Origin of the sequence: Nocardioides sp. Root240, assembly GCF_001428825.1 — a bacterium.
Classification (GTDB): domain Bacteria; phylum Actinomycetota; class Actinomycetes; order Propionibacteriales; family Nocardioidaceae; genus Nocardioides.
Genome location: NZ_LMIT01000010.1, coordinates 585,581 through 610,273, shown reverse-complemented (window position 1 = coordinate 610,273; position 24,693 = coordinate 585,581). Strand labels below are relative to the sequence as shown.

23 protein-coding genes are annotated in these 24,693 nt (G+C 72.7%); 17 read left to right on the top strand and 6 right to left on the bottom strand.

Translation table 11 applies throughout. The features are described 5' to 3' along the window. Window positions 1-8 precede the first annotated feature (8 nt). From ASE20_RS12900 to thpR, 7 genes are all read left to right on the top strand, one after another. A complete protein-coding gene (locus tag ASE20_RS12900; protein ID WP_056894928.1) occupies window positions 9-3,113 on the top strand; it encodes a glycosyl hydrolase in 3,105 nt (1,034 codons plus the stop codon). A gap of 201 nt (window positions 3,114-3,314) precedes the next feature. Further along, entirely contained in the window at window positions 3,315-4,055 is a 741-nt protein-coding gene (locus tag ASE20_RS12895) for a (Fe-S)-binding protein (protein ID WP_056894927.1), read from the top strand. Beyond that, window positions 4,052-5,521 (top strand): lactate utilization protein B, encoded by a 1,470-nt coding sequence (locus ASE20_RS12890; RefSeq protein WP_056894926.1) that lies wholly within the window; start codon window positions 4,052-4,054, stop codon window positions 5,519-5,521. The genes ASE20_RS12895 and ASE20_RS12890 overlap by 4 nt, the downstream gene beginning before the upstream one ends. Beyond that, entirely contained in the window at window positions 5,514-6,155 is a 642-nt protein-coding gene (locus ASE20_RS12885) for a LutC/YkgG family protein (RefSeq protein ID WP_056894925.1), read from the top strand. Before ASE20_RS12890 ends, ASE20_RS12885 begins: the two co-directional genes overlap by 8 nt. Continuing rightward, window positions 6,152-6,379 (top strand): helix-turn-helix domain-containing protein, encoded by a 228-nt coding sequence (locus ASE20_RS12880; protein WP_056894924.1) that lies wholly within the window; start codon window positions 6,152-6,154, stop codon window positions 6,377-6,379. Before ASE20_RS12885 ends, ASE20_RS12880 begins: the two co-directional genes overlap by 4 nt. Before the next feature lie 55 nt (window positions 6,380-6,434). After that, the gene (locus ASE20_RS12875; protein ID WP_225869108.1) at window positions 6,435-7,178 is read left to right on the top strand and encodes a VIT family protein; all 744 of its coding nucleotides are present in this window, start codon (window positions 6,435-6,437) and stop codon (window positions 7,176-7,178) included. Next, entirely contained in the window at window positions 7,178-7,732 is a 555-nt protein-coding gene (thpR, locus tag ASE20_RS12870; RefSeq protein ID WP_056894922.1) for an RNA 2',3'-cyclic phosphodiesterase, read from the top strand. The genes ASE20_RS12875 and thpR overlap by 1 nt, the downstream gene beginning before the upstream one ends. Window positions 7,733-7,786: 54 nt before the next feature. Here the strand turns inward: thpR and pntB are convergent, their stop codons facing one another. The 3 genes from pntB to upp form a co-directional block, all read right to left on the bottom strand. Continuing rightward, on the bottom strand, window positions 7,787-9,211 hold the full coding sequence (gene pntB, locus ASE20_RS12865) for a Re/Si-specific NAD(P)(+) transhydrogenase subunit beta (protein WP_056894921.1): 1,425 nt from the start codon (window positions 9,209-9,211) through the stop codon (window positions 7,787-7,789). Window positions 9,212-9,214: 3 nt separating this feature from the next. Next, on the bottom strand, window positions 9,215-10,762 hold the full coding sequence (locus ASE20_RS12860) for a Re/Si-specific NAD(P)(+) transhydrogenase subunit alpha (protein WP_056894920.1): 1,548 nt from the start codon (window positions 10,760-10,762) through the stop codon (window positions 9,215-9,217). Between the two features lie 192 nt (window positions 10,763-10,954). Continuing rightward, complete coding sequence (gene upp / locus ASE20_RS12855; RefSeq protein WP_056894919.1) at window positions 10,955-11,596, bottom strand: uracil phosphoribosyltransferase; 642 nt, start codon at window positions 11,594-11,596, stop codon at window positions 10,955-10,957. Window positions 11,597-11,714: 118 nt separating this feature from the next. Between upp and ASE20_RS12850 the strand changes: the two genes are divergently transcribed. The 4 genes from ASE20_RS12850 (at window position 11,715) to ASE20_RS12835 (ending at window position 14,078) form a co-directional block, all read left to right on the top strand. Beyond that, window positions 11,715-12,209, top strand: a complete 495-nt coding sequence (locus tag ASE20_RS12850) for a tRNA adenosine deaminase-associated protein (RefSeq protein ID WP_056894918.1) — start codon at window positions 11,715-11,717, stop codon at window positions 12,207-12,209. A 26-nt stretch (window positions 12,210-12,235) separates the two neighbouring features. After that, complete coding sequence (locus tag ASE20_RS12845) at window positions 12,236-12,670, top strand: nucleoside deaminase (RefSeq protein WP_056895190.1); 435 nt, start codon at window positions 12,236-12,238, stop codon at window positions 12,668-12,670. A gap of 69 nt (window positions 12,671-12,739) precedes the next feature. Then, window positions 12,740-13,348 (top strand): TIGR03086 family metal-binding protein, encoded by a 609-nt coding sequence (locus ASE20_RS12840; protein ID WP_056894917.1) that lies wholly within the window; start codon window positions 12,740-12,742, stop codon window positions 13,346-13,348. Window positions 13,349-13,436: 88 nt separating this feature from the next. Further along, a complete protein-coding gene (locus ASE20_RS12835; RefSeq protein WP_056894916.1) occupies window positions 13,437-14,078 on the top strand; it encodes a hypothetical protein in 642 nt (213 codons plus the stop codon). Between the two features lie 46 nt (window positions 14,079-14,124). Here ASE20_RS12835 and eda read toward each other — a convergent pair whose 3' ends face one another. The 3 genes from eda to zwf are packed head-to-tail and all read right to left on the bottom strand — an operon-like array spanning window position 14,125 to window position 18,092. Next, window positions 14,125-14,766, bottom strand: coding sequence for a bifunctional 4-hydroxy-2-oxoglutarate aldolase/2-dehydro-3-deoxy-phosphogluconate aldolase (gene eda / locus ASE20_RS12830; RefSeq protein WP_082612352.1), 642 nt, complete (start codon window positions 14,764-14,766; stop codon window positions 14,125-14,127). Continuing rightward, window positions 14,753-16,618 (bottom strand): phosphogluconate dehydratase, encoded by a 1,866-nt coding sequence (edd, locus tag ASE20_RS12825; RefSeq protein WP_056894915.1) that lies wholly within the window; start codon window positions 16,616-16,618, stop codon window positions 14,753-14,755. The genes eda and edd overlap by 14 nt, the downstream gene beginning before the upstream one ends. Further along, on the bottom strand, window positions 16,611-18,092 hold the full coding sequence (gene zwf / locus ASE20_RS12820) for a glucose-6-phosphate dehydrogenase (RefSeq protein WP_225869107.1): 1,482 nt from the start codon (window positions 18,090-18,092) through the stop codon (window positions 16,611-16,613). Before zwf ends, edd begins: the two co-directional genes overlap by 8 nt. A gap of 88 nt (window positions 18,093-18,180) precedes the next feature. Between zwf and ASE20_RS12815 the strand changes: the two genes are divergently transcribed. From ASE20_RS12815 to ASE20_RS12790, 6 genes are read left to right on the top strand one after another with little or no spacing between them, the layout of a single operon-like run. Beyond that, window positions 18,181-19,374, top strand: coding sequence for an ROK family protein (locus tag ASE20_RS12815; RefSeq protein ID WP_056894914.1), 1,194 nt, complete (start codon window positions 18,181-18,183; stop codon window positions 19,372-19,374). 29 nt (window positions 19,375-19,403) lie between these two features. Then, complete coding sequence (locus ASE20_RS12810) at window positions 19,404-20,408, top strand: aldo/keto reductase (protein WP_056894913.1); 1,005 nt, start codon at window positions 19,404-19,406, stop codon at window positions 20,406-20,408. Window positions 20,409-20,433: 25 nt separating this feature from the next. Then, window positions 20,434-21,126 carry a response regulator transcription factor gene (locus tag ASE20_RS12805; RefSeq protein ID WP_056895187.1) on the top strand — a complete coding sequence of 231 codons (693 nt, stop codon included), beginning with the start codon at window positions 20,434-20,436 and terminating at the stop codon, window positions 21,124-21,126. Continuing rightward, window positions 21,123-22,442: a sensor histidine kinase gene (locus ASE20_RS12800; protein ID WP_056894912.1), complete on the top strand. Its 1,320-nt coding sequence runs from the start codon at window positions 21,123-21,125 to the stop codon at window positions 22,440-22,442. The genes ASE20_RS12805 and ASE20_RS12800 overlap by 4 nt, the downstream gene beginning before the upstream one ends. A gap of 48 nt (window positions 22,443-22,490) precedes the next feature. After that, on the top strand, window positions 22,491-23,738 hold the full coding sequence (locus ASE20_RS25845; protein WP_056894911.1) for a hypothetical protein: 1,248 nt from the start codon (window positions 22,491-22,493) through the stop codon (window positions 23,736-23,738). Continuing rightward, on the top strand, window positions 23,735-24,400 hold the full coding sequence (locus ASE20_RS12790; protein WP_056894910.1) for a phosphatase PAP2 family protein: 666 nt from the start codon (window positions 23,735-23,737) through the stop codon (window positions 24,398-24,400). Before ASE20_RS25845 ends, ASE20_RS12790 begins: the two co-directional genes overlap by 4 nt. The last annotated feature ends 293 nt before the right edge of the window (window positions 24,401-24,693 follow it).

The following is a 24,693-nucleotide window of genomic DNA, read 5'->3' as shown; positions in this document are numbered from 1 at the left end:
GGCCCACCATGACCGACCTCCCCGCTCCCCGCCTCAACCGCCGCGCCCTCTTCGGCGCCGCTGCCGCCACCCTCGGCACGGCCGCCGTCGTGGGTGCCGCCGGCACCGCCGCGGTCGTCCCCGCCGCCCAGGCCGCGCCCGGATCGGCCGGCCTGCCCGACGACCTGGTGAAGGCCTTCCGCAAGCCGGGCGCCGCCACGGCCGCTGGCTTCCGCTGGTGGTGGCCGCACGGTCTGGTCGACCCGGTCGAGATCGCCCGCGAGGTCGACCAGGTCGCCGACGCCGGATTCGGCGTGCTCGAGGTGGCCGACGTGACGCACAGCCTGCGTGCCCGCGACATCGACATCGACGTCGCCACCAGCGGGTGGGGCACGGCGCCCTGGGTGGCCGGCGTCAAGGCGGCCCTCGCCCAGGCGGCGAAGCGCGGCGTGCGCGTCGACCTCACCGTCGGCCCGTCCTGGCCCGCCGCGGTCCCGACGATCACGCCCGACGACGACGCCGCCTGCACCGAGCTGGTGCACGGCCAGGCCGTCCTCGCCGCCGGTGCGACGTACGACGCCGCGCTGCCCGAGCCGGTCGTCGAGCCCGCGTCCGCGGTGACCCGCGCCGAGCTGGTCACGGTGCAGGCGCACCGGGTGACGGGCTACGTGAAGGACAGCAAGGGCGTCGTCACCAGCACCATCCTCGACCCGGCGTCGTACACCGACCTGGGCGACCACGTGGGAGGGGCCGACGGCGAGCACCTCACCTGGACCGCGCCCGCCGAGCCGGCGGATGCCACCTGGGTGCTGCTCGCCACCTGGCAGCGGGGCTCGGGCCAGGAGCCCGAGGCCGGCCCGCACACCTCGCCGCGGGCCTACGTCGTCGACCACTTCAGCAGCCGGGGCGCCCAGAAGGTCATCGACCTGTGGCAGGACCGGATCCTGGACGGCGAGCTGCGCGCGCTGCTCCGGGCTGCCGGCGGGTACCTCTTCGAGGACTCCCTGGAGATCGAGACCGAGGCGACCATCTGGACCCGCGACTTCCTCGACGTGTTCGAGGCCAGGCACGGCTACGACCTGCGCCCGTTCCTCCCGTTCGTGCTGGAGAAGAAGGAGAAGTACCAGTTCTCGCTGGCCGCGGCGAACCCCGCGACCGCCGACAACCTGCGCACCAACGAGGTCCGCGACGACTACAACATCGTCCTGTCCGACCTCTACCGCGACGAGCACCTCCGCCCGATGCAGGAGTTCGCCCGCACCCTCGGCATGGGGATCCGGATCCAGCCCTACGGGCTGGAGACCGACACCATGCAGCACTCCGCCGTCGTCGACGTACCGGAGACCGAGTCGCTCGGGTTCAAGAACCTCGACGACTACCGGATCATGGCCTCGGGCCGCGACCTGGCCGGTCACAAGGTGCTGTCCTGCGAGGCGATCTGCTACAACGGCGCCGCCTACAACACGACCTGGGGCGCCAACACCGTCAGCCCGACCGCGCAGAACCAGGCGCTCTTCACGATCAACAGCATCTATGCCGCGGGCGTCAACCACCTGCAGGTGCACGGCTTCCCCTACGCCCAGGCGCCGGACGTCACCTGGCCGGGCTTCGCCGCCTTCTCGCCGTACTACAACAACGCGATCGGCTTCGGCGAGGCGTGGGGGCCGCGCACCCCGCAGTGGGAGCACGTGCCCGGCATCGCGGCGTACCTCGCCCGGACCCAGCTGGTCCTGCAGACCGGTGCGCCCAAGTACGACGTCGCGTTCTGGCGGCACAAGGGCTGGGCCTCGACCGGCATCGGCCCGCAGTGGATCACCAACAACGGCACCAAGCTCGGCTGGTCGCACTCCTTCGTCAGCGCCTCGCTGCTCGCGCTCGACGGCGTCGACTTCGCCCGGGGCCGGCTCGCGCCCGACGGACCGGCCTACAAGGCCGTCGTCGTCGGCCCGGACTCGTTGCGGAGCAACGCGGTGACGATGGACATCGACGGGGCGAGGCGGCTGCTGGCGCTCGGTCGCAAGGGCCTGCCGATCGTCCTGATCGGCGACTGGTCGCAGGTGACGCCCGTCGGAAGGGACGACGCGGCGGCGACGACCGAGGTGCGCGCCCTCGTCGCACAGATCGCCGCGCTGCCGACCACCCGCACGGTCGTCGAGGCCGAGGTCGGCAACGCCCTCGCGGCGCTCGGCGTGGTCCGCGACGTCGAGCACGCCGACTCCACCGTGATGCACGTGCGCCGGGTGACCGGCGACGTCGACCTCTACTACCTGGCCAACGCCCGGCACGCCGAGAACCGGCGACTCAACGCCGTCAACCAGGACCTGTGGCTCACCGCCACCGACCGCGACGCCGTGCCGTGGCTGCTCGACGCGTGGACCGGCGAGGTCACTCGCATCGCCGCCTTCGAACGCTCCGGCGACCGGGTCCGCGTCCGCGTCGACCTGGTCCCCGGGCAGTCGACCGTGGTCGCGCTGGCCGCCCCGGGCAAGGGCGTCGCCCGCGCGGTGCTGCCCGTCGCGACGGCCGGCCAGACCGTCGTGGCCCGGGGGGCGAACGCCGCCCTGCGCACCACGACCGCCGGCACCTTCGAGCTCACCCGGACCGACGGGCGCACGGCCAGGGTCAGCGTCGCGCGGGTCCGGCAGCCCGTCGTACCGGCGGCGTGGAGCCTGGAGCTCGAGGACTGGAAGCCCGCGAACCCGGCCGACCCGAAGGACCTGGCGACGGCCAAGGAAGTCGTCACCCTCGACCTCCCGTCGCCGCAGGCGTGGTCGAAGGTCAGCGGCCTCGAGGACGTCTCCGGCATCGGTCGCTACCGCACGACCGTCGACCTCGGCGCGGACTGGACCGGCGACGACGGCGCCTACCTGGAGCTCGGCGAGGTCAACGACACCTTCCGGGTCCGGGTCAACGGCGAGCTGCTGCCGCCGTGCGACCCGATGGACGCGGTCGTCGACCTCGGCCACGCCCTGGTGCCCGGTGCGAACGTGATCGAGGTGGAGGTGGCCTCGACACTGCTCAACCGGCTCCGCACCGTGACCCCGTCGGTCTACGGCGTCGCGACCCGGCAGAGCTACGGCCTGGTCGGCCCGGTGCGGCTGGTGCCCTACGTGGAGACGGTGGTCCCGAACTGATGGACCCGCTGCCGGACGAGGCGAGGATGATGGCCTAGTGGTCCTCTCTGGAAGTCCTGCGGGTGCTCTGCACCTCGGGCACGCACCTGGCGGCGTTGGCGTCGCTCGTGGGACGACGAGGTACGACTTCGCTCCGCCGCCTTGCCATGCACGCACCCGAGGCACGGAGCACCTACGCACGACTTCCAGAGAGGACCACTGATGCGCGTCGCACTGATGGTCACCTGCGTCAACGACGCGATGTTCCCGGGCACGGGGCAGGCCGTCGTGCGACTGCTGCGCCGGCTCGGTGTCGAGGTCGACTTCCCGCAGGCGCAGACCTGCTGCGGGCAGCCGATGGTCAACACCGGCTACCTCGACGAGGCGGTCCCGGCGGTGCGGTCCTTCGTCCGAGCCTTCGAGGGGTACGACGCGATCGTCACCCCGTCCGGCTCCTGCGCCGGCTCGGCGCGCCACCAGCACCAGCTGGTCGCCGCGCGGTCCGGTGACGCGGGACTGGCCGCCGCGGTCGCGGAGACCTCGCCGCGGACCCACGAGCTCACGGAGTTCATCGTCGACGTGCTCGGCCGCACCGACGTGGGTGCCTACTTCCCGCACTCGGTGACCTACCACCCGACCTGCCACTCGCTGCGGATGCTCGGCGTCGGCGACCGTCCGCGGCAGCTGCTCGAGAACGTCCGCGGGCTGCGGCTCGTCGACCTGCCGAAGGCCGAGGAGTGCTGCGGTTTCGGCGGCACCTTCGCGCTGAAGAACTCCGACACCTCCGTGGCGATGGGCTCCGACAAGGCGCGCCACGTCCGCGAGACCGGCGCAGAGGTCCTCGTCGCCGGTGACAACTCGTGCCTGATGCACATCGGCGGCGTACTCGACCGGGGGCGCTCGGGCGTCCGGGTCATGCACCTCGCCGAGATCCTGGCCTCGACGGAGGAGCAACCGGCATGAGCACTCCCCACACGTTCGTCGGGATGCCGAGATTCCCGGAGGCGGCCCGTGCCGCGCTCGCCGACACGCAGCTGCGCCACAACCTCGCCCACGCGACGGGTGTGATCCGCGGCAAGCGGGCCGCGGTCGTCGCCGAGGTCGAGAACTGGGAGGAGCTGCGCCTCGCCGGTGCGGCCGTCAAGGAGCGGGCCCTGCTCGGCCTCGACGCCCAGCTCGTGCAGCTGGAGGAGTCGCTGACGGCCCGCGGTGCCGTCGTCCACTGGGCCCGCGACGCCGAGGAGGCCAACCGGATCGTCATCGACGTCGCCCGTGCCCACGCGGTCGACGAGGTCGTGAAGGTCAAGTCGATGGTCACGCAGGAGATCGGCCTCAACGAGGCCCTCGAGGCGTCGGGCATCGCGGCGTGGGAGACCGACCTCGCGGAGCTGATCGTCCAGCTCGGCGGAGACCTGCCCAGCCATATCCTGGTGCCGGCGATCCACCGCAACCGTGCGGAGATCCGCGACGTCTTCCGCCGCCGCATGGGCCAGGTCGGCCGGCCCGCGCCCGACGACCTGACCGACGAGCCGGCGGTCCTCGCCGGGGCCGCGCGCGAGCACCTGCGCGAGAAGTTCCTGCGCGCGAGGATGGCCGTGTCCGGCGCGAACTTCGCCGTCGCCGACTCCGGCACCCTCGTGGTCGTCGAGTCCGAGGGCAACGGCCGGATGTGCCTGACGCTGCCCGAGGTGCTGGTCAGCATCGTCGGCATCGAGAAGGTCGTCCCCACGTGGGCCGAGCTCGACCCGTTGCTCCGCCTGCTGCCGCGCTCCTCGACCGGCGAGCGGATGAACCCCTACACCTCCACCTGGACCGGCATCACGCCCGGCGACGGGCCGCAGGAGGTGCACGTCGTGCTGCTCGACAACGGCCGCACCCGCGCCCTCGCCGACGAGGTGGGCCGGCAGGCGCTGCGCTGCATCCGCTGCTCGGCCTGCCTCAACGTGTGCCCGGTCTACGAGCGCACCGGCGGGCACGCCTACGGATCGGTCTACCCGGGCCCGATCGGCGCGATCCTCAACCCGCTGCTCAAGGGCACGGGTGACCCGCAGACCGACTCGCTGCCGTACGCCTCCTCGCTCTGCGGCGCCTGCTTCGAGGCCTGCCCGGTCCGCATCGACATCCCCGAGGTGCTGGTGCACCTGCGCTCGAAGGTCGTCGACAGCCACCGCGACGACCGGGTCCCGAAGCCGGAGGCGGTCGCCTTCCGCGGCGCCGCCTGGGCGTTCGCCGACGCGCGCCGGCTCGACCGCGCCGAGCGACTCTCCTCCGTGGCGGGGCGGGTCCTGCGCCGGCGAGGCCGGACGTCGCTCGGACGGCTGCCCGGTCCGGGTGGTGCCTGGACCGACGCCCGGGACCTGCCGGTCCCGCCGGCCGAGTCCTTCCGGGACTGGTGGAAGCGCACGGACGGAGGGCGTTGCGATGGGTGAGGTGCGAGCGCCGCGAGCCTCCGCCAGGGACGAGATCCTCGGTCGGGTCCGGTCCGCCCTGCAGGGCGTCGAGCCCGTCACGACCCCCGTCGTCGCGCCGCCCGGTGCGGCCGCCCCCGCCTCCGTCGGCCTGGTCGACCACTTCGCGGAGCGGGTCGCCGACTACCGTGCCGTCGTCGTGCACTGCCCGCCCGACGGGCTCGCCGCGGCCGTTGCTGCCGCCCTCCCCGAGGGCGCCCGCGTCGTCGTGCCCGACGGACTGCCGGACGCCGTCCTCGCCGGCATCACCGCTCCGGTGCGGGACGCCGGGCTCTCGGCCGCCGAGCTCGACGCCGTCGACGCCGTCGTCACCTGCTGCCGGGTCGGCATCGCGGAGACCGGCACCATCGTGCTCGACCACGAGCCCGACCAGGGGCGTCGCGCGCTCACGCTGGTGCCGGACCGCCACGTCTGCGTCGTGTACGCCGACCAGGTCGTCGCGGACGTACCCGACGCCTTCCCGCTGCTCGACCCCCGTCGTCCGCTGACCTGGGTCAGCGGCCCCAGCGCGACCTCGGACATCGAGCTCGACCGGGTCGAGGGCGTCCACGGGCCCCGCCACCTGCACGTGATCGTGGTGGACGAGCCGGCATGAGCTGTCGGCGCGCGACCTGCTCGGACGCCCACTGGGTGCCCGAGTCGGTCGACGTCGAGATCCTGCGCCTCACTGCCGCCGGCCTGACCATCGAGGTCGTCGGCCGCCGGCTCGACCTGTCCGAGCGCACCGTGCGTCGCCGGCTCCGTGCCCTCGCCGACGAGGTCGGCGTGGACACGTCGATCGAGGTGGTCGTGCACGCCGTCCGGACGGGCGTCATCTGACACCGTCCCGGAATCCCCCTCGCATGAGGATCCGTCGATCGGGGATCATGGTCGTGTGAGCGCTGACATGGATGCAGGAACGGCAGGGGAGGCGATCGGGCCCCACGACGACGAGCCCCACCAGGAAGGGCTGAACAACCGGCTCAACTGGTTGCGGGCCGGAGTGCTCGGGGCCAACGACGGCATCGTGTCGACGGCCGGCATCGTGCTCGGCGTCGCCGGTGCGACGACCGACCGCACGGCCATCCTGATCGCGGGCATCGCCGGCCTCGCCGCGGGCGCGATGAGCATGGGGGCGGGCGAGTACGTCTCCGTCAGCACCCAGCGTGACTCCGAGGAGGCGCTGCTGGCCAAGGAGCGGCGCGAGCTGCGCGAGGACCCGGAGGACGAGCTCGCGGAGCTGGCCGGCCTCTACGTCGACAAGGGGCTCGAGCCCGACCTCGCCCTCGAGGTCGCCAAGCAGCTGACCGAGAAGGACGCCCTCGCGGCCCACGCCGAGGTCGAGCTCGGCATCGACCCCGACGACCTGACGAACCCGTGGAATGCCGCCTTCGCGTCGATGTTGTCGTTCACACTCGGCGCCCTGCTGCCGCTGCTGACGATCCTGCTCGCGTCGCAGGACCTCCGCGTCGCGGTCACCGTCACCGCGGTCGTCGCCGCGCTGGCGCTCACCGGCTGGGCGAGCGCCCGGTTCGGCTACGGCTCGCCGCGGATGGCGGTGCTGCGCAACGTCCTCGGCGGGCTGCTCGCGATGGCGGTCACCCACGGCATCGGCCAGCTGGTCGGCACCCAGGTCTGATGCGCGTCTTCGCGGCCGTCGTGCCGCCCGCTGACGCCGTCGAGCACCTCGATGCCTTCCTCGAGCCGCGGCGCGCGGCCGGGGAGTTCCGCTGGACCCGACCCGAGCAGCTGCACGTCACGCTCGCGTTCATGGCCCAGGTCGCCGAGCTCCGCGTCGACGACTACGTCGACCGCCTTGCCGAGTCCCTCGACGACCTCCCCTCCGCGGAGCTCTCCCTGGCCGGCGCGGTGGTGTTCCCGAACGTGGCCGAGGGGCGGGTCCTCGCCACCGGCGTGACCGGTGCCGACGTGCTGGCCACGGCGTCGGTCCGGGCGCGCAACGCCGCGGTCGTCTGCGGGATCGAGGTCGACGGCCAGCGCTTCCGGCCGCACGTCACCGTCGCGCGCACCGGCGGCCGGCCGACCGAGATGACCAGCTGGGTGCGCCTCCTCGACACCTACGCCGGCCCCGCGTGGCCGCTGCGGTCCGTCGAGGTGATCGCGTCCCACCTCGGTGAGGGCCCCCGGCGCTCGCCGCGCTACGAGACGCTCGCGGAGATCGTCCTCTCCTGACACGCCGAAGGGCCGGCCCCGCAGCAGCGGAGCCGGCCCTTCGTCGTACGAACGTCAGCCGAGGGCGCGAACGATGTCCTCGACCCGGTCCTTCGCGTCACCGAACAGCATCTGGCTGTTCTCGCGGAAGAACAGCGGGTTCTGGACACCGGCGTAGCCGGCGGCCATCGACCGCTTGAAGACGATGACGTCCTTGGCGTTCCAGACCTCGAGCACCGGCATGCCGGCGATCGGGGAGGTCGGGTCCTCGGATGCGGCCGGGTTGACCGTGTCGTTGGCGCCGATGACCAGGACGACGTCGGTCTCCGGGAAGTCGTCGTTGATCTCGTCCATCTCGAGCACGATGTCGTAGGGCACCTTGGCCTCGGCGAGCAGCACGTTCATGTGGCCCGGGAGGCGACCCGCGACGGGGTGGATGCCGAAGCGGACGTCGATGCCCTTGGCCCGCAGCTTCGCGGTCAGGTCGGCGACGGGGTACTGCGCCTGCGCCACGGCCATGCCATAGCCCGGCGTGATGACCACCGAGCTGGCGTTGGACAGCAGCTCGGCGACGGCGTCGGCCTGGATCTCGCGGTGCTCGCCGTAGTCCTTGTCGTCGCCCGCGGGGGCGGCGATGCCGAAGCCACCAGCGATGACGGAGATGAACGAGCGGTTCATCGCCTTGCACATGATGTAGGACAGGTAGGCACCGGAGGACCCGACGAGGGCGCCGGTCACGATCAGCAGGTCGTTGTTGAGCAGGAAGCCCGACGCGGCCGCGGCCCAACCGGAGTACGAGTTGAGCATCGACACGACGACGGGCATGTCGCCGCCACCGATCGAGGCGACCAGGTGCCAGCCGAGCGCGAGCGCCAGCAGGGTGATGACACCGAGCAGGATGTCGGCCGAGGTGTTGTCGTAGGTGTCCATCGAGACGTAGACGCCCGTGAGGATCGCGAACAGCACCAGCGAGCCGACGTTGATGAAGTTCTTGCCCGGCAGCATCAGCGGGGCGGAGTTCATCCTCGCCGAGAGCTTGAGGTTGGCGACGATCGAGCCGGTGAAGGTGACCGCACCGATGAAGATGCCGATCGCGACCTCGGCCTCGTGGATGTTCACGAGGCTGTCCATCGACTCGTGCGAGCCCAGGACGTGGCCGTTCCAGCCGATCGCGACGGCCGCGAGACCGACGAACGAGTGCAGCATCGCGATGAGCTCGGGCATGCCCGTCATCTCGACGATCTTCGCGCGCCACAGGCCGATCGCACCGCCGACGCCGACCGCGGCCAGCATCAGGATGATGACGAGGGCGCGGTTGTCGAGGAACTCGCTGACGTCGATGACGCCGACGATGGTGGCGACGAGCGCGACGGCCATGCCGACGATGCCGAAGGTCAGGCCGCTCTTCGCGGTCTCGTGCTTCGACAGGCCCGCCAGCGACAGGATGAACAGCAGGGCAGCGACGATGTACGCCGCGCCGGTGATGGAGTCGATGTCCATGGATCAGGCTCCCTTGCTGAACATTGCGAGCATGCGGCGGGTGACCGCGAAGCCGCCGAACACGTTGATGGAGGCGAGCAGGATCGCCACCAACGACAGCCCCAGCACGAGGTCGTCGCCAGCCGCGACCTGCAGCAGCGCGCCCACGACCACGACGCCGGAGATGGCGTTGGTGACCGACATCAGCGGCGTGTGCAGCGCGTGCGCGACCTTGCCGATGACGTAGTAGCCGATCACGATCGACAGCATCAGCACGGTGAAGTGCCGACGCAGCTCGTCGGTCGGGGCGAGGGCGTTGACCAGCCAGAACAGGCCGATCGCACCGAGCACCAGGCCGACCTTGGTGCCCGCGGACATCGGAGCCTTCGGCTCCGCGGCCGCGGCGGCAGCCGGGGCAGCGGCGGCCGGGGCGGCCGAGACCTGCACGGCCGGCGGCGGCCAGGTGATCTGGGCCGACTCGCTCCTCCCGTCGACGACGGTGATGCCGCGCTGGACGACGTCCTCGAAGTCGAGGCCGAGGTTGCCGTCCTTCTCCGGGGTCAGCAGCTTGAGCAGGTTGACGATGTTCGTGCCGTAGAGCTGCGACGTCTGGGCCGCGAGGCGGCCGGCGAGGTCGGTGTAGCCGAGGATCGTCACGCCGTTGTCGGTGACGACCTTCTGGTCGGCCACGGTGCCGGCGGCGTTGCCGCCGTTGGCGGCCGCCATGTCGACGATGACCGAGCCGTTCCTCATGCCGGCCACGGTCTCCGCGGTGAGCAGCGACGGGGCCGGGCGTCCCGGGATCAGCGCGGTGGTGATGACGATGTCGGCGGCACGCGCCTCCTCGTCGTACATCGCGGCGGTCGCGGCGACCTGGGCCTCGGACATCTCCTTGGCGTAGCCGTCGGAGGAGACCTCCTGCTCCATGTCGACGTGGACGAACTGCGCGCCCATCGACTCGACCTGCTCGGCGACCTCGGGGCGTACGTCGAACGCGCGCACGATGGCGCCCATCGCGGACGCCGCACCGATCGCGGCGAGTCCGGCGACACCGGCACCCACGACGAAGACGCGCGCCGGCGGGATCTTGCCGGCAGCGGTGACCTGGCCGGTGAACATGCGGCCGAACTCGTGGGCCGACTCGACGACGGCGCGGTAGCCGGCGACGTTCGCCATCGAGGACAGCACGTCCATCGACTGCGCGCGCGAGATCCGCGGGACGGCGTCCATCGCGAGGGCGGTGACGCCCTGCGCCTGGAGCTTCTCGAGCAGCTCGGGGCTGCGGCCAGGAGCCATCATCGAGATGATCGTGGCGCCCTGCCGGAGGCGCCCGATCTCCTCGTCGGACGGGGCGTTGACCTTGACGACGACGTCGGCGGCCCACACCTCCTCCGGCGTACCAACGCGCACGCCGGCCTCCATGAAGGCGCTGTCGGGCTGGTCGGCGTGGACGCCGGCACCCGACTCGACGATCACGTCGTAACCGAGGTTGGTCAGTTGGGATACGGTCTTGGCGGTTGCCGCTACCAGGGTCTCGCCCGGTTTCGACTCGCGCGGGATGCCGATGAGCATCGAGCCTCCAGCGTTGGTGGACAAAACAAGGTGCCCGGACGTGGGCACAGCGCTGGTCAAACTACACAGACCTCACCGGTTCACGGACCCCGTCTTATGTGTGACGTACGTCTACGTCGCCGATCCTTGTCGCCCGTGAACGTTCCAATTCGGTCCCTGGTTCCCCGCAGCGGACCGGCTCGGGGCCGGGGTTCAGCCGGCGACGCCGTAGAGCCGGTCGCCCGCGTCGCCCAGGCCCGGGACGATGTAGCCCTTCTCGTTGAGTCGCTCGTCCATCGCCGCCGTGACGACCGTCACGGGGATGTCGAGGTCGGCGAGGTCCTGCTCCAGCCGCGCGCAGCCCTCGGGCGCGGCGAGCAGGCAGACGGCGGTGATGTGGTCGGCGCCGCGGTCGACGAGGAAGCGGATCGCCGCGGCGAGGGTGCCGCCGGTCGCGAGCATCGGGTCGACGACGTAGCACTGCCGGCCGGTGAGGTCCTCGGGCAGCCGCTCGGCGTAGGTCACCGCCTCGAGCGTCTCCTCGTTGCGGACCATGCCGAGGAAGCCGACCTCGGCCGTCGGGAGCAGCCGCATCATGCCGTCGAGCATGCCGAGCCCCGCCCGCAGGATGGGGACGACGAGCGGCCGCGGCGACGCGAGCCGGACCCCGGTCGTCGGCGCGACCGGCGTGACGATGTCGCACTCCTCGACACGCACGTCGCGGGTCGCCTCGTAGGCCAGCAGGGTGACCAGCTCGTCCGCGAGGGAGCGGAAGGTGGGCGAGTCCGTCTCCTGGTTGCGGAGGACGGTCAGCTTGTGGGCGACGAGGGGGTGGTCCACGACCAGGGTGCGCATGGCAGAACCTTAGAGGTTGCGCCTGCGGTGACGCCTGCTGGCGAAACCTCGGGCGGTGTGCGGAGGGGCGGTCGCAATTCCTCTGGCCCCGTGGGGGTTCCCGTGTCACGCTTGACGCATGTCCGCAGCCGGCCCCACCACCGAATCGGTCGACTTCGCCCTCGCCGCCTACCGCGAGGAGGGCGTGTGGCAGGTCGCCGAGCTGACGCCCGACCACGCCACCGACGTCGAGACGCTCGTCTCCGCGCTGCGCCGGTTCCCCGGTGACGGCGGTGTCGTCGGCCTGGTCGCGGTCGAGGAGGACTTCTTCGTCGTGGTCCGCGTCTCCGGCCAGCAGACCCGCGTGATGCTCTCCGACATCAGCGCCGCCACCGAGTGGGAGCTGGCCGCGGAGGTCGTCGACCACCTCGGCCTGCCCGTGGTCGACGACGAGGACGACCCCGAGCCCGCCGGCGACCTCGAGCTGCTCAGCGACCTCGGGGTGGACGCGATGTTCCTCGCCGAGATCCTCGACGACGACGAGCTGTACCCCGACGAGATGCTCTCCGAGATCGCCCGCGGGATGGGCTTCGGTGAGCTCTTCGACGACGTGGTCGGCCTGACCTCCGCGTGAGCGCGGAGACCCGCTGGCTTCCCGCGATGCGGGAGGCGCTCGAGCACGCCCGCGAGGCAGGTCGCCTCGGCGACGTACCGATCGGGGCGGTGGTGCTCGACGAGGAGTTTCGCGTCATCGCCACCGGCCGCAACGTCCGGGAGCAGGACGGCGACCCCGTCGGCCACGCCGAGGTCGTGGCGCTGCGCGCCGCCGCGCACGTCCGCGGCGAGTGGCGGCTGACCGGCTGCACCCTCGTCGTGACCCTCGAGCCGTGCACCATGTGCGCCGGCGCCGCCGTCCAGTCGCGGGTGGACCGCGTCGTCTTCGGGGCCTACGACGAGAAGGCGGGGGCCGTGGGGTCCCTGTGGGACGTCGTCCGCGATCGTCGGCTGAACCACCGGCCCGAGGTCCTCGCGGGCGTGCTGGCCGACGACTCGGTGGCGCTGCTCGACGCCTTCTTCGCCACCCATCGGCGATAGTCCGGGGCGACCCGGGACCACCGCGGCGGGGCCGATGAGTACGCCGCCCGGCGCTGGTCGGTACCTGACATGACGACCCTCGATCTCGGACCTGCCACCTCGACCCTGGCCGACCTGGTCGCCTCGGTGACCGACGCGCAGCTCGTCCTGCCGACGCCCTGCACGGAGTACACCGTCGGCGACCTCGTCGAGCACGTCGGCGGCCTCGCCGTCGCCTTCGTCGGCGCCGCCCGCAAGGAGCCGGCGCCCGGGTCGGCGCAGGGTGGCAGCGGGGACGCGTCCCGCCTGGAGCCGGGCTGGCGCGAGCGGACCACCGCGAGCCTGGCCGAGCTGGCCGAGGCCTGGCGCTCCCCGGCGGCGTACGACGGCATGACCGCCGCCGGCGGTGTCGACCTGCCGGGCCCGGTCGCCGCCGCGGTCGCGCTCAACGAGGTCGTCGTGCACGGCTGGGACCTCGCCACCGCGCTCGGGGTGCCCTACGAGGTCACCGACGCGGACGTCGAGGCCTGCCTGGGCTTCGCCCGGCCGTTCTCGACGCCGGAGGCCGCGGCCGGCCGGGCGCCTGCGTTCGGAGACCCGCTGCCCGTCCCGGAGGGCGCGCCGCCGCTGGTCGAGCTGCTCGCCCTGCTGGGCCGTCGCGCCGGGTCGCCCTCATCGGCCGGGACGGGCGCAAGTTAAAGAAATCGTCGAAGTCCAGCGGCGAGCGACCCGGCGGGTGCAGCGTCAGGTGTCCCCCAACACCCGATCCCCCCTCGGAGGTCCCACCATGTCTGACTCCTCACGCCGGCGTACCGGCCTGTCCCCCTTTGCCGTCGCCGCGGTCGCCGTCGGCATGCTCGCGGTCGGCACCGGCGGCGCCGTCGCCGGCGGTCTGATCACCGGCGCCAAGATCAAGGACGGCACCGTCACCGGCGCCGACATCCGCAACAACAGCCTCACTGCGGCCGACCTGCTCGACGAGAGCCGCGCCTGGGGCAAGACGAGTACCACCCCGAAGGGCCCGTTCACCGCCACCGAGTGGACGCCGATCGTCAGCCGGGCCGTCTCCGTGCCCCGCGCGGGCTACCTGCAGGTGACCGGTGACCTGTACGCCGAGGACCTGGCGAGCGGCGCGGGCCTGGGCAGCCTCTTCTACACGATCAAGGTCGACGGCAAGATCATCAACACCGGTGACTACCGGCGCCTGCAGTACGGCAGCGAGAACAGCGAGAACCACGGTGAGAACGGCTCCGCGACGGTGACGGTGAAGGTGGCCAAGGGTTCCCACACGATCTCGCTGGTGGCCAAGGAGACCGGAGCCGGCAGCTACACCTACGGCGGCAGCATCAACGCGCTGTACGCGCCGACCGGCAGTGCCGCGGTGACCTACGTGCTGCCGAGGTCGACCGCCCGGACGGCCAACCGCTGAGCCCGGCGTCGTACCGGGCGCACCGCCCGGTACGACGCGGCGGCGGTCAGCGGAGGGCGGCAGCCTCTGCAGCGAGCTTGCTGATCCGCTCCCAGTCGCCGGACGCGACCGCGTCGGCGGGCGTCAGCCACGAGCCACCGACGCAGCCCACGTTGGGCAGGGCGAGGTAGCCGGGCGCCGAGGCGGGGGTGATGCCGCCGGTCGGGCAGAAGCGGGCCTGGGGGAGGGGACCCGCCACCGACTTCAGGTACGGCGCCCCGCCGGCCGCCTCGGCCGGGAAGAACTTCATCTCCGTGAGTCCCGCGTCGAGCACCGTCATCACCTCGGACACGGTGGACGTGCCGGGGAGGAAGGGCACGCCGGTCTCGAGCATCGCCTCGAGCAGCGCCGGCGTGGTGCCGGGGGAGACGAGGAAGCGTGCGCCCGCCTCGACCGCGGCCGCGGCCTGCGCGGGGGTGGTGATCGTGCCCGCGCCGAGCACGATCTCCGGCACCTCGGCGGCGATGGCGCGCAGCGCGTCCAGGGCGACGGCGGTGCGCAGGGTCAGCTCGATCGCGGGCAGCCCGCCGTCGACCAGTGCCCGGGCCAGCGGCACCGCGGTGGCGAGGTCGTCGATCACGACGACCGGCATGACGGGGACGACGTCGAGGACGGAACCGACGGCCCCGACGGGCTCAGGAGCGGACAAGGGGTGCCTCCAGGTCGGCAGCAGCGGCGGGCATCGGGAAGATGGACGCGCCCTCGTCGGCGGGGCCGACGGTCGCGCGGAAGGCGGCGAACAGCTCGCGGCCGGTGCCGGCCCAGGCCGCGCCGGAGGGGGCGGCGCCGGTGGGCTCGCGGTGGGCGAGGTCGGCCTCGATGCTCAGCGTGCCGGCGTCGGCGTCGAGCGTGACCAGATCGCCGTCGCGGACCCGCGCGAGCGCACCGCCGAGCGCGGCCTCGGGGGTCACGTGGATCGCCGCGGGGACCTTGCCCGACGCGCCGGACATCCGGCCGTCGGTCACGATCGCGACCTTCTGGCCGCGGTCCTGCAGGACGCCGAGCGCCGGCGTGAGCTTGTGGAGCTCGGGCATCCCGTTGGCGGCCGGACCCTGGTAGCGGATCACCGCGACCAGGTCGATCCCGTCGAGCTTGCCGTCCGCGAACGCGAGCAGGAAGTCGTGCTGGTCGTCGAACACCATGGCCGGCGCGGACACGAAGCGGTGCTCGGGCGCGACCGCCGAGGTCTTCACGACGCCGGTGCCGAGCGGACCGCGCACGACCTTGACCCCGCCGTCCGCGGAGAACGGGTCGGTGGCCGGACGCAGGACGTCGAGGTCGAGGCTCTGCGCCGGACCGGGCCGCCAGGTCAGCTCACCGTCGATGAGCACCGGCTCCTCGGTGTAGCGGCGCAGGCCGTGCCCGACGATCGTCTCGACGTCCTCGTGCAGCAGCCCGGCGTCGAGCAGGGTGCGGACGAGGTAGCCGATGCCGCCGGCGGCGTGGAAGTGGTTCACGTCGGCGGCGCCGTTCGGGTACACCCGCGCCAGCAGGGGTACGACGGCCGACAGGTCCGCCAGGTCGTCCCAGGTCAGCAGGACGCCGGCGGCGCGGGCGATCGCGACCAGGTGCAGTGTGTGGTTGGTCGACCCACCGCTCGCGAGCAGCGCGACGCAGGCGTTGAGGATGACCTTCTCGTCGACCATCTCGCCGAGCGCCGGGCTGGCGTCGTACTGCTGGGTGCGGCGCACGGCGACGGCCGCGGCCTCGCGGGTGAGCGCGTCGCGCAGCGGGTTGTCGGGGTTGACGAAGGACGAGCCCGGCAGGTGCAGGCCCATCACCTCCATCAGCAGCTGGTTGGAGTTGGCGGTGCCGTAGAAGGTGCACGTGCCCTTCGAGTGGTACGACGCCGACTCGGCCTCGAGCAGCTCCTCACGGCCGACCTTGCCCTCGGCGAAGAGCTGCCGGACGCGGGCCTTCTCCTTGTTGGGCAGACCCGAGGCCATCGGCCCGGCGGGCACCCACACGGCCGGGAGGTGGCCGAACGAGAGCGCTCCGATCAGCAGGCCGGGAACGATCTTGTCGCAGACGCCGAGCAGCAGCGCGCCGTCGAACATGTCGTGGGAGAGGGCGATCGCGGTCGACATCGCGATCACGTCGCGGCTGTAGAGCGAGAGCTGCATGCCGTCGCGGCCCTGCGTCACGCCGTCGCACATCGCCGGCACCCCGCCGGCGACCTGCGCCAGCCCGCCGGCGCGGATGACCGCGTCCTTGAGGACCGGCGGGTACTCGCCGTAGGGCTGGTGGGCCGAGAGCATGTCGTTGTAGCTGGTGACGATCGCGAGGTTCGGCTTCTGGCCGCGGGCCAGCTCGACCTTCTCGGGGCCCTCGGACGCGGCGAAGCCGTGCGCCAGGTTGGCGCACGCGAGGCGGCCGCGCGCGGGTCCGCGCGTGGCCGCCTCACGCACACGAGCGAGGTACGCCGTACGGGTCGCGGCGCTGCGCTCGGTCAGCCGACGGGTCACGTCGGCGAGAACGGGGTGGAGGGGGATCTCAGGCATCGGTGCTCTCCTGCCAGGTGCGGCCCTCGCGCGTGATCAACTTCGTCGCGGCGGCGGGGCCAGGGGTTCCGGGGTGGTAGCGGACCGGCTCGACGCCGGCCTCGTCCCACCGGTCGAGGATCGGCTCGACCCACGCCCACGCGGCCTCGACCTCGTCGCGGCGCATGAAAAGGGTCGGGATGCCGCGCATGACGTCCATCAGCAGGCGCTCGTAGGCGTCGGGGCTGCGCTCGTCGAAGGCGTCGGCGTAGCTGAGGTCGAGCGAGGCGGGGTGCAGGCGGATGCCGCCCGGGCCGGGGTGCTTGGCGGTCAGGTGCAGCTGCATGCCCTCGTCGGGCTGCATCCGGACGGTGAGCCGGTTGGGCGTGGTGACGCCCTCGCTGTGCGGGAACATCGCGTGCGGCGGCTCCTTGAAGACGATCTCGATCGTCGACTCCTTGCGGGCGAGCCGCTTGCCGGTGCGCAGGTAGAAGGGCACGCCGGCCCAGCGCCAGTTCTGGACCTCGGCGCGCAGGGCCACGAAGGTCTCGGTCGTGCTGGGGTGGCCGATCTCCTCGCCGTACGACGTGTACTGGCCGCGCACGGTGAACCGGTCCACGTCCGCCCCGGTCAGCGGTGTGAGCGCTCGCAGGACCTTGAGCTTCTCGTCGCGGACGGGGTCGCCGCCGACGTACGTCGGCGGCTCCATCGCGACCAGGCAGAGCATCTGCAGCAGGTGGTTCTGCACCATGTCGCGCATCGCGCCGGCCTGGTCGTAGTAGCCGCCGCGACCGCCGACACCGAGCGTCTCGGACACGGTGATCTGCACGTGGTCGACCCAGCGGGAGTTCCAGATCGGCTCGAGGAAGGTGTTGGCGAACCGCGTGACGAGCAGGTTCTGCACGCTCTCCTTCCCGAGGTAGTGGTCGATCCGGTAGATCTGCCGCTCCTCGAACACCCGGCCGACGGCGTCGTTGACGACCCGCGAGGACGCGAGGTCGGAGCCGATCGGCTTCTCGAGGACCACGCGGCTCTCCGCGTCGACGAGACCGAGGTCGTCGAGCCGGTCGCAGATCGGGCCGAACAGCTCGGAGGCGACGGCGAGGTAGAAGACGCGGGTGGAGTCGTGGGCCTCGGCACGCGCGAGGCGGTCCGGGTGGTCCTTGAGCAGGCCGTGGAGCCGGTGCCAGTCCTCGCCGGACCGGGCGTCGAGGGCGAGGTGGTGGAGGCGGCTGGTCAGCCGGTGCACGGCGCCGGCCTCGAGGTGGTCCTCGGGCACGTGCTCGAACAGCGCGTGGGTGACCAGGTCGCGGTAGGCGGCGTCGTCCAGGTCGTGGCGGGAGACGCCGACGATCCGGGTGTCGGGGTGCAGCTGGCGCTGCCGCTCGCGCTCGTAGAGGCCCGGCAGCAGCTTGCGGAGGGCGAGGTCGCCCGTGCCGCCGAAGACGGTGAAGTCGCAGGCCGGGAGAGCCAGGTCGGGAATGTTCGCGCTCACAACGAGAACGGTAGTGCGTAACCCTGTTCTTCGGAAGCCCTGCTTAGGTACTTTTCGGACTGAAGTGGCGGGGCTTAGACTCCGCGTCATGGTCGACGTGCGGGTTCCCCCTGTGGTGCGGGAGTCCGCGACCGCCGGCGACCTCCTGGCGCTGCTCCGCAGCGGGCGCGCCTCCACCCGCGCCGACCTGCGCACGCTGACCGGGCTGTCGCGCACCGCGGTGGTGGCCCGTGTGAACGCCCTCACCGAGGGTGGCCTGCTCCTGCTCGGTGCCGAGCTCGCCTCCACCGGCGGCCGCCCACCCGGCAGCCTCGTGTTCAACACCGACGCCGGCATCGTGCTCGCCGCCGCGATCGGGCGCTCGCGCTCCCAGGTCGCGGTCTTCGACCTCGGTGGCACCGAGCTGTCGTCGTCGGCGGTCGACCACGAGATCGGTGCCGGGCCCGACGAGGTGATGCCCGGCGTGGCCGAGCACCTGCGCGCACTGATGAGCCCCGACCTGCCGCCCGTGCTGGGGATCGGCATCTCGCTGCCCGGTGTCGTCGACCCCGGCCGCGGCGTCAGCGTCGACACCCCGGTGATGGCGGGCTGGGACGGGGTGCCGCTGGCGCCGTACCTCGAGGGGGTGGCGGACGCCCCGCTCCTCCTCGCCAACGACGCCGACACCATGGCCCGCTCGGAGTTCCTCGGCCACGCGAAGGAGATCCGCGACCTGCTCGTCGTCAAGGCGTCGACCGGCATCGGTCTCGGCGTGCTCGCCGACGGACGGATCGTCAGCGGCGCCCGCGGGGGTGCGGGCGACCTCGGCCACACCAAGGTCCCCGAGGCGGCCGGGCGGCCGTGCCGTTGCGGCGACGTCGGCTGCCTGGAGACCCTCGCCGCCGGCTGGGCGCTCGTCGCGCGGCTGCGCGAGGAGGGCCGAACGGTCGACCACATCCGCGACCTCGTCGCCCAGGCGCTGAGTGGCGACCCCGAGGCCAAGCACATGCTGCGCGAGAGTGGCCGCCAGGTCGGCGAGCTGCTCGCGGTCGCGATCAACCTGCTCAACCCGCGCGCGGTCGTGCTCGGCGGGGACATGGCCGGTGCCTACGACGTCTACGCCGCCGGTGTGCGCGAGGCCGTCTACGCCCGTGCCTCCGCGCTCGCGACACGTGAGCTGCAGTTCCTCCCGGCGACGTACGGCGACAAGGCGGGCCTCGTGGGCTGCGCCGCCCTCGCGCTCGAGGCCGTCCTCAGCCCCGCCGCCGTCGACAGCCGGCTGGCGTCCCGTTCCCGCGCCTGACGGCGCGGACACCCCCACTGGAAGGACCCATGGAACAGCGAACCTTCGGCCGCACCGGCCGCGCGGCCTCCGTCGTCGGACTCGGCACCTGGCAGCTCGGCGCCGACTGGGGCGACGTCAGCGAGGCCGACGCCCGCGCGGTGCTCGAGGCCTCTGCCGAGGCCGGCGTGACCTTCTACGACACGGCCGACGTCTACGGCGACGGCCGCAGCGAGCAGATCGTCGGCCGCTTCCTCGCCGACCACGCCGATGACGAGGGGGCCGGCTTCACCGCCGTCACCAAGATGGGCCGCCGGGCCGAGCAGGTGCCCGCGAGCTACGTGCTCGACAACTTCCGCGCCTGGCTCGACCGCTCGCGCCGCAACCTCGGAGTCGACACGATCGACCTGGTGCAGCTGCACTGCCCGCCGTCGGAGGTCATCGACGACGACGCGACCTACGACGCGCTGGACACGCTCGTCGCCGACGGCGTGATCGCGGCGTACGGCGTCAGCGTCGAGACGTGCGCCCAGGCGCTGTCCGCGATCGCGCGCCCGGGCGTGCAGTCCGTGCAGATCATCCTCAACGCCTTCCGCCTCAAGCCGCTCGACGAGGTGCTCCCCGCCGCTGCGGCCGCCGAGACGGCGATCATCGCGCGGGTCCCGCTGGCGTCCGGCCTCCTGTCGGGCCGGTACGACGAGTCGACCGTCTTCGCCGCCGACGACCACCGCAGCTACAACCGCGACGGCAGCGCCTTCGACGTGGGTGAGACCTTCTCAGGGGTCGACTACCGCACCGGGATCGCGGCGGCCGCGGACTTCACGCGGCTCGTGGACGCCACCTTCGGTGGCGACGTCACGCCGGCCCAGGCCGCGATCGCGTGGTGCTGGCAGCAGCCCGGCGTCACCACGGTCATCCCCGGCGCGCGCAGCGTCGCGCAGGCGGAGGCCAACGCGGCCGCGGGCCTGGTCGGTGCGCTGCCGGCGGACTTCCTCGACGGCGTGCGGGCGATCTACGACCGCGACCTCCGTGAGGCGATCCACCCGCGCTGGTGACGATCCACCCGGCATGATGGCCGGGATGGACCTGAGGGTGGGGATCTGCGAGGACGATCCGGCGCTGCGCCGGGCGCTCCGCAGCGCCCTCGGGTATGCGGGACACGAGGCTGTGATCGCTCACACCGGGGCCGAGGCGCTGCGCCTGTTCGGTGCGGCGGCCGACCTCGACGTGATCGTCATGGACGTCGGGCTGCCCGACGCCGACGGACGCGACGTGTGCCAGGCGCTGAAGGCGCAGGGCCAGGCGGCACCGGTGCTCTTCCTGACCGCGCTCGGCGCGGTCCACGACCGGCTGGCCGGCTTCAGCGCGGGCGGGGACGACTACGTCGCGAAGCCGTTCGACGTGAAGGAGCTGCTCGCCCGGATCGCGGTGCTCGGTCGCCGCGGTCGCCAGCTCGCGGTCCAGCGCGACGACAGCGGCCTGGTGCTGGACCCCGCGACGCACACCTTGCGCACCGACGGCGGTGAGGTGCCGTTGTCGCCGACCGAGTTCCGGATGCTGGCGGCCGTCGCGGCACGCCCCGGGGAGGTGGTGCGGCGCGCCGCGGTCGTCGCCGCGGCCTGGCCGGACGGCGCGATGGTGAGCGACAACACCGTGGACTCGTTGATGCGCCGGGTGCGCGCCAAGCTCGTCGAGGCGGACGCCCCGGCGTCGGTCGAGACGGTGCGCGGCGTGGGCTACCGGCTGGGACTCCGCACGGACGCCCCGTCGTGACCGGGGGACTGCCCGCACGTGGCGGCTCCTTCCGCACGCAGCTGGTCGTGCTCACCGCCGCGGTGACCGCGCTGGCCGCCGTGGTGCTGACGATCGTCGTCCAGCTGGTCCTCGAGCGCGCCACGACGCACAGCCTCGACACGGTGCTGGAGGACCGCACCGAGGCCGTGATCGGGTCGGCGTCCGCCGGCCCGGGCGGCTCGCTCGTCGTGCCCGAGGAGCGGCTCGACGCCGGTGTCGCGGTCTACGACGTCACCGGTCGCCTCGCAGCGGGCAGTCCGCCGGCCTCCCAGCGCGATGCCTACGCGGACCTGTCGACGACCCGGAGGGTCCGAACGGTGGAGCGGACTGGGGACGGGGACGAGTCGCGGATCCGGGCGGAGCCCTTCACGACGTCCGACGGTGCCGCAGGTGTGGTGGTGGTGACGGAGCGGCAGGCGCCGTACGAACGGGGCGAGCGGCTGGCGGTGCTGGTCTGCGTCGGTGCCGGCGGGCTGATGGTCCTGCTGGCGGCAGGACTCGCGTTCTGGGTGAGCCGGCGGGCGCTGGCTCCCGTCGTCGCGATGACGCGGGCCGCCGACGACTGGAGCGAGCACGACCTGGCATCGCGCTTCGATCCCGGCCCCGGTCGCAACGAGCTGGCTTCCCTGGGCCGCACCCTCGACCGGTTGCTGGGACGCGTCGCGCATGCGATCCGGTCCGAGCAGCGCCTCACGTCCGAGCTCGCCCACGAGCTCCGCACGCCGCTGACCGCCGTCCAGCTCAATGCCGACCTGCTGCTGCTCGACCCCGGACTGTCCGCCGCGGGCCGGGAGAAGGCGGAGGAGATCGCCGGTGCCGCGCGCCGGATGGGTGCCGCCATCGAGAGCCTGCTCGAGCTCGCCCGGACCGCGTCGGCCTCGGCGCTGTCGGGTTCCTGCCGGCTGGTCGACGCGATCGGCGAGGCACTCGGATCCCCGGACGGGACGGCGGTCGAGGTCGACGTCGACCCGGAGCTCCGGCTGCTGCTCCCGGTCGGCCTGGCCGCGCGCGCCCTCGGTCCGGTGCTCGACAACGCCCGCGCGGTCGCCGGGCGCGTGGTGGTGTCGGCGGCGCCGTACCGGACCGGGTTCGTGGCGGTACGCGTCGACGACGACGGCCCGGGCATCGGGGCCGACGACCGGGAGCGCGTCTTCGAGCCCGGTCGTACGACGGGCGACGGCGCCGGCCTCGGGCTGCCGCTCTCGCGCCGGATCGCCCGCAGCACGGGTGGCGACGTGACCGTCGCCGACGGCCCGCTCAGCACCCGCGTCGAGATCGTGCTCCCCACCCCGTAGCGGGCATGGTCAGGTCCCTGTCAGGTTCGCCAGCCGATCCTCGGACCCATGACGACCTCTCCGACTCCGCAGCGCCGCGCGCTGCCGCGGCAGCTGCTCAACAAGGTGCCCGAGGTCACCGTCTGGTTCTGGATCATCAAGATCCTGTGCACGACCGTCGGTGAGAGCTTCGCGGACTACGTCAACGAGACACTCGGCTTCGGCCTGGTCCCCACCGCGGTGCTGTTCACCGTCGTGTTCGCGGTGGTGCTGGGTGTCCAGATGCGCCTGCGCGCCTACGTCCCGGCGGTGTACTGGCTGACGGTGGTGGTGGTCAGCGTGACGGGCACGCTCTACACCGACATCCTGACCGACCAGCTCGGCGTGCCGCTCTGGATCAGCACCACGGTGTTCGCAGCGCTGCTCGCCGCGGTGTTCGGCGCCTGGTACGCCCGCGAGCGGACCCTTTCGATCCACAGCATCGTGACCACCCCGCGCGAGGCCTGGTACTGGCTCGCCGTCCTGGTGACCTTCGCCCTCGGCACGGCCACGGGTGACTGGACCCTCGAGCTGACCGGTTGGGCGCCCGGCCAGTCCGTGCTGTTGCCGCTCACCCTGATCGCGGTCGTGGCCGCCGTGTGGCGGTACGGCGCCGACCCGGTCCTCGCCTTCTGGCTGGCCTACATCCTGACTCGCCCGCTCGGCGCCAACATCGGCGACTGGCTCGCCTCTCCCTCCGACGAGCAGGGCCTCGGGCTCGGCACGCTCGGTACCAGCCTGCTCTTCCTCGGCGCGATCCTCGCGGCCGTGGTCTACCTGTCGGTCTCCCGCGCCGACGTGATCACCGAGGAGACCGCGACCACCACGGTGTCGACGGGCACGCCGCGCCGCGAGCGGGTCTCGCTGGCGGTCCTCGCCGCGACCGCGATCGCGACCTTCGGCCTGCTCACCTGGGCGAACGCGCAGCCGCACACCGACGCCCTGGCTGCCGAGGAGGGGGCCGCGCCGACCTGCTCGGACAGCGGCAACCCCGACATCTCGGCATTCCCGGCCGGTGACGTGGCGAGCTTCCGCACGATCTCGAAGGACACCCGCGCCCTCGTCGGGGCCGGCGACCAGGCCGGGGCGGCATCCCGCGCGACCGACCTCGAGACGGCGTGGGACGACGCGGAGTCGCGCCTGGTCGCGAAGGACTGCGTCACCTGGACCTACGTCGACCACGAGATCGACGCCGTCCTCAGCGCCGTCCGCGCGCCGTCGCCGGACCAGCAGGAGGAGTCCGGCGCTCTCGACCACCTGCTCGGGGCGCTCGGATGAGCCTCGACCGGCTCGACCGGCTCGGTCGTCCCGCGTCGGAGTGGGCGGTCGACCACGGGCTGGTGCCCTTCCTGCACGCGGTCGAGGTCGTCCTCGGACAGCGCCCGCTCGTCGCCTGCGCGGCCGTCGTGGCGGCGGTGCTCCTGGCGCTCCGCGTGCGGCGTGCCGCGGCGTTGGTAGCGCTCACCACCCCCGCGACGGTCGTGCTCACCAGCGCGCTGAAGACGCTCGTGGATCGCCCGCGGCCGCCGTGGCAGGTGACCGCGCACCTGCTGCACAGTCCGGCATTCCCGTCCGGCCACACGTCCGGCACCACGGCACTGGTCCTCTCCCTCGTGCTCGCGACGGCCGCGGTGGCCCGGCAGCGGGGGTGGCGGCCGCTCGTGGTCCGCGTCGCTTCGGTGGCTGCTGTCCTGGTCGTCGCCCTGGTGGGCGCGGACCGTGTCCTGCTCGGCCGGCACTACCCGAGCGACGTCCTGGGAGGCCTGCTCGTGGGCGGCGCGGTCGCGTGGGGCGCGGCTGTCCTTCTCGGGACCGGCAGGCGTGCCGATCAGCGCAGGGTGGCCAGGGCTGCCGCCGCGAGGACGGCGAGGAGCGCGGCCAGCGACAGCGCGGCGAACCAGATCGCGTGGACCCGGACCCCGTTGCCGGTGGACCGGTGAGCACCGGTCGCCTCCGACGGGCCCGCCGCCCTGACGACGGCCCGGGCGAGCGCCACGGGAGGGGTGAGGTGCTTCCGGACGGGCCGGGCGGCTGCGTTGGGTTCCATGGCGTCACTCCACTGCTGTAGGTGTCGCGCCCGCGGTGGGCGTACCAGTGATTCGGAGCCGACGCCGCGAACGCTCGGTCTGCACCCGGCGGCAACTGGCCGGGCCCGGGCCAGCAACGAAGAAGGACGTCATGCGAACCGGTCGCCCGAGCGACCACTTCGCATGACGTCCTCAAGACGCGCCAG

Bases quoted from the DNA above. Each gene is read 5' to 3' on its own strand.
- ASE20_RS12840 (WP_056894917.1), top strand. From the start codon at position 12,740: ATGACGACCCTCGATCTCGGACCTGCCACCTCGACCCTGGCCGACCTG.
- ASE20_RS12860 (WP_056894920.1), bottom strand. From the start codon at position 10,762: ATGCTCATCGGCATCCCGCGCGAGTCGAAACCGGGCGAGACCCTGGTA.
- ASE20_RS12790 (WP_056894910.1), top strand. From the start codon at position 23,735: ATGAGCCTCGACCGGCTCGACCGGCTCGGTCGTCCCGCGTCGGAGTGG.
- thpR (WP_056894922.1), top strand. From the start codon at position 7,178: ATGCGCGTCTTCGCGGCCGTCGTGCCGCCCGCTGACGCCGTCGAGCAC.
- upp (WP_056894919.1), bottom strand. From the start codon at position 11,596: ATGCGCACCCTGGTCGTGGACCACCCCCTCGTCGCCCACAAGCTGACC.
- ASE20_RS12885 (WP_056894925.1), top strand. From the start codon at position 5,514: ATGGGTGAGGTGCGAGCGCCGCGAGCCTCCGCCAGGGACGAGATCCTC.
- ASE20_RS12835 (WP_056894916.1), top strand. From the start codon at position 13,437: ATGTCTGACTCCTCACGCCGGCGTACCGGCCTGTCCCCCTTTGCCGTC.
- ASE20_RS12805 (WP_056895187.1), top strand. From the start codon at position 20,434: ATGGACCTGAGGGTGGGGATCTGCGAGGACGATCCGGCGCTGCGCCGG.
- ASE20_RS12890 (WP_056894926.1), top strand. From the start codon at position 4,052: ATGAGCACTCCCCACACGTTCGTCGGGATGCCGAGATTCCCGGAGGCG.
- ASE20_RS12900 (WP_056894928.1), top strand. From the start codon at position 9: ATGACCGACCTCCCCGCTCCCCGCCTCAACCGCCGCGCCCTCTTCGGC.
- ASE20_RS12850 (WP_056894918.1), top strand. From the start codon at position 11,715: ATGTCCGCAGCCGGCCCCACCACCGAATCGGTCGACTTCGCCCTCGCC.
- ASE20_RS12880 (WP_056894924.1), top strand. From the start codon at position 6,152: ATGAGCTGTCGGCGCGCGACCTGCTCGGACGCCCACTGGGTGCCCGAG.
- ASE20_RS12895 (WP_056894927.1), top strand. From the start codon at position 3,315: ATGCGCGTCGCACTGATGGTCACCTGCGTCAACGACGCGATGTTCCCG.
- ASE20_RS25845 (WP_056894911.1), top strand. From the start codon at position 22,491: ATGACGACCTCTCCGACTCCGCAGCGCCGCGCGCTGCCGCGGCAGCTG.
- ASE20_RS12810 (WP_056894913.1), top strand. From the start codon at position 19,404: ATGGAACAGCGAACCTTCGGCCGCACCGGCCGCGCGGCCTCCGTCGTC.
- edd (WP_056894915.1), bottom strand. From the start codon at position 16,618: ATGCCTGAGATCCCCCTCCACCCCGTTCTCGCCGACGTGACCCGTCGG.
- ASE20_RS12815 (WP_056894914.1), top strand. From the start codon at position 18,181: ATGGTCGACGTGCGGGTTCCCCCTGTGGTGCGGGAGTCCGCGACCGCC.
- pntB (WP_056894921.1), bottom strand. From the start codon at position 9,211: ATGGACATCGACTCCATCACCGGCGCGGCGTACATCGTCGCTGCCCTG.
- ASE20_RS12845 (WP_056895190.1), top strand. From the start codon at position 12,236: ATGCGGGAGGCGCTCGAGCACGCCCGCGAGGCAGGTCGCCTCGGCGAC.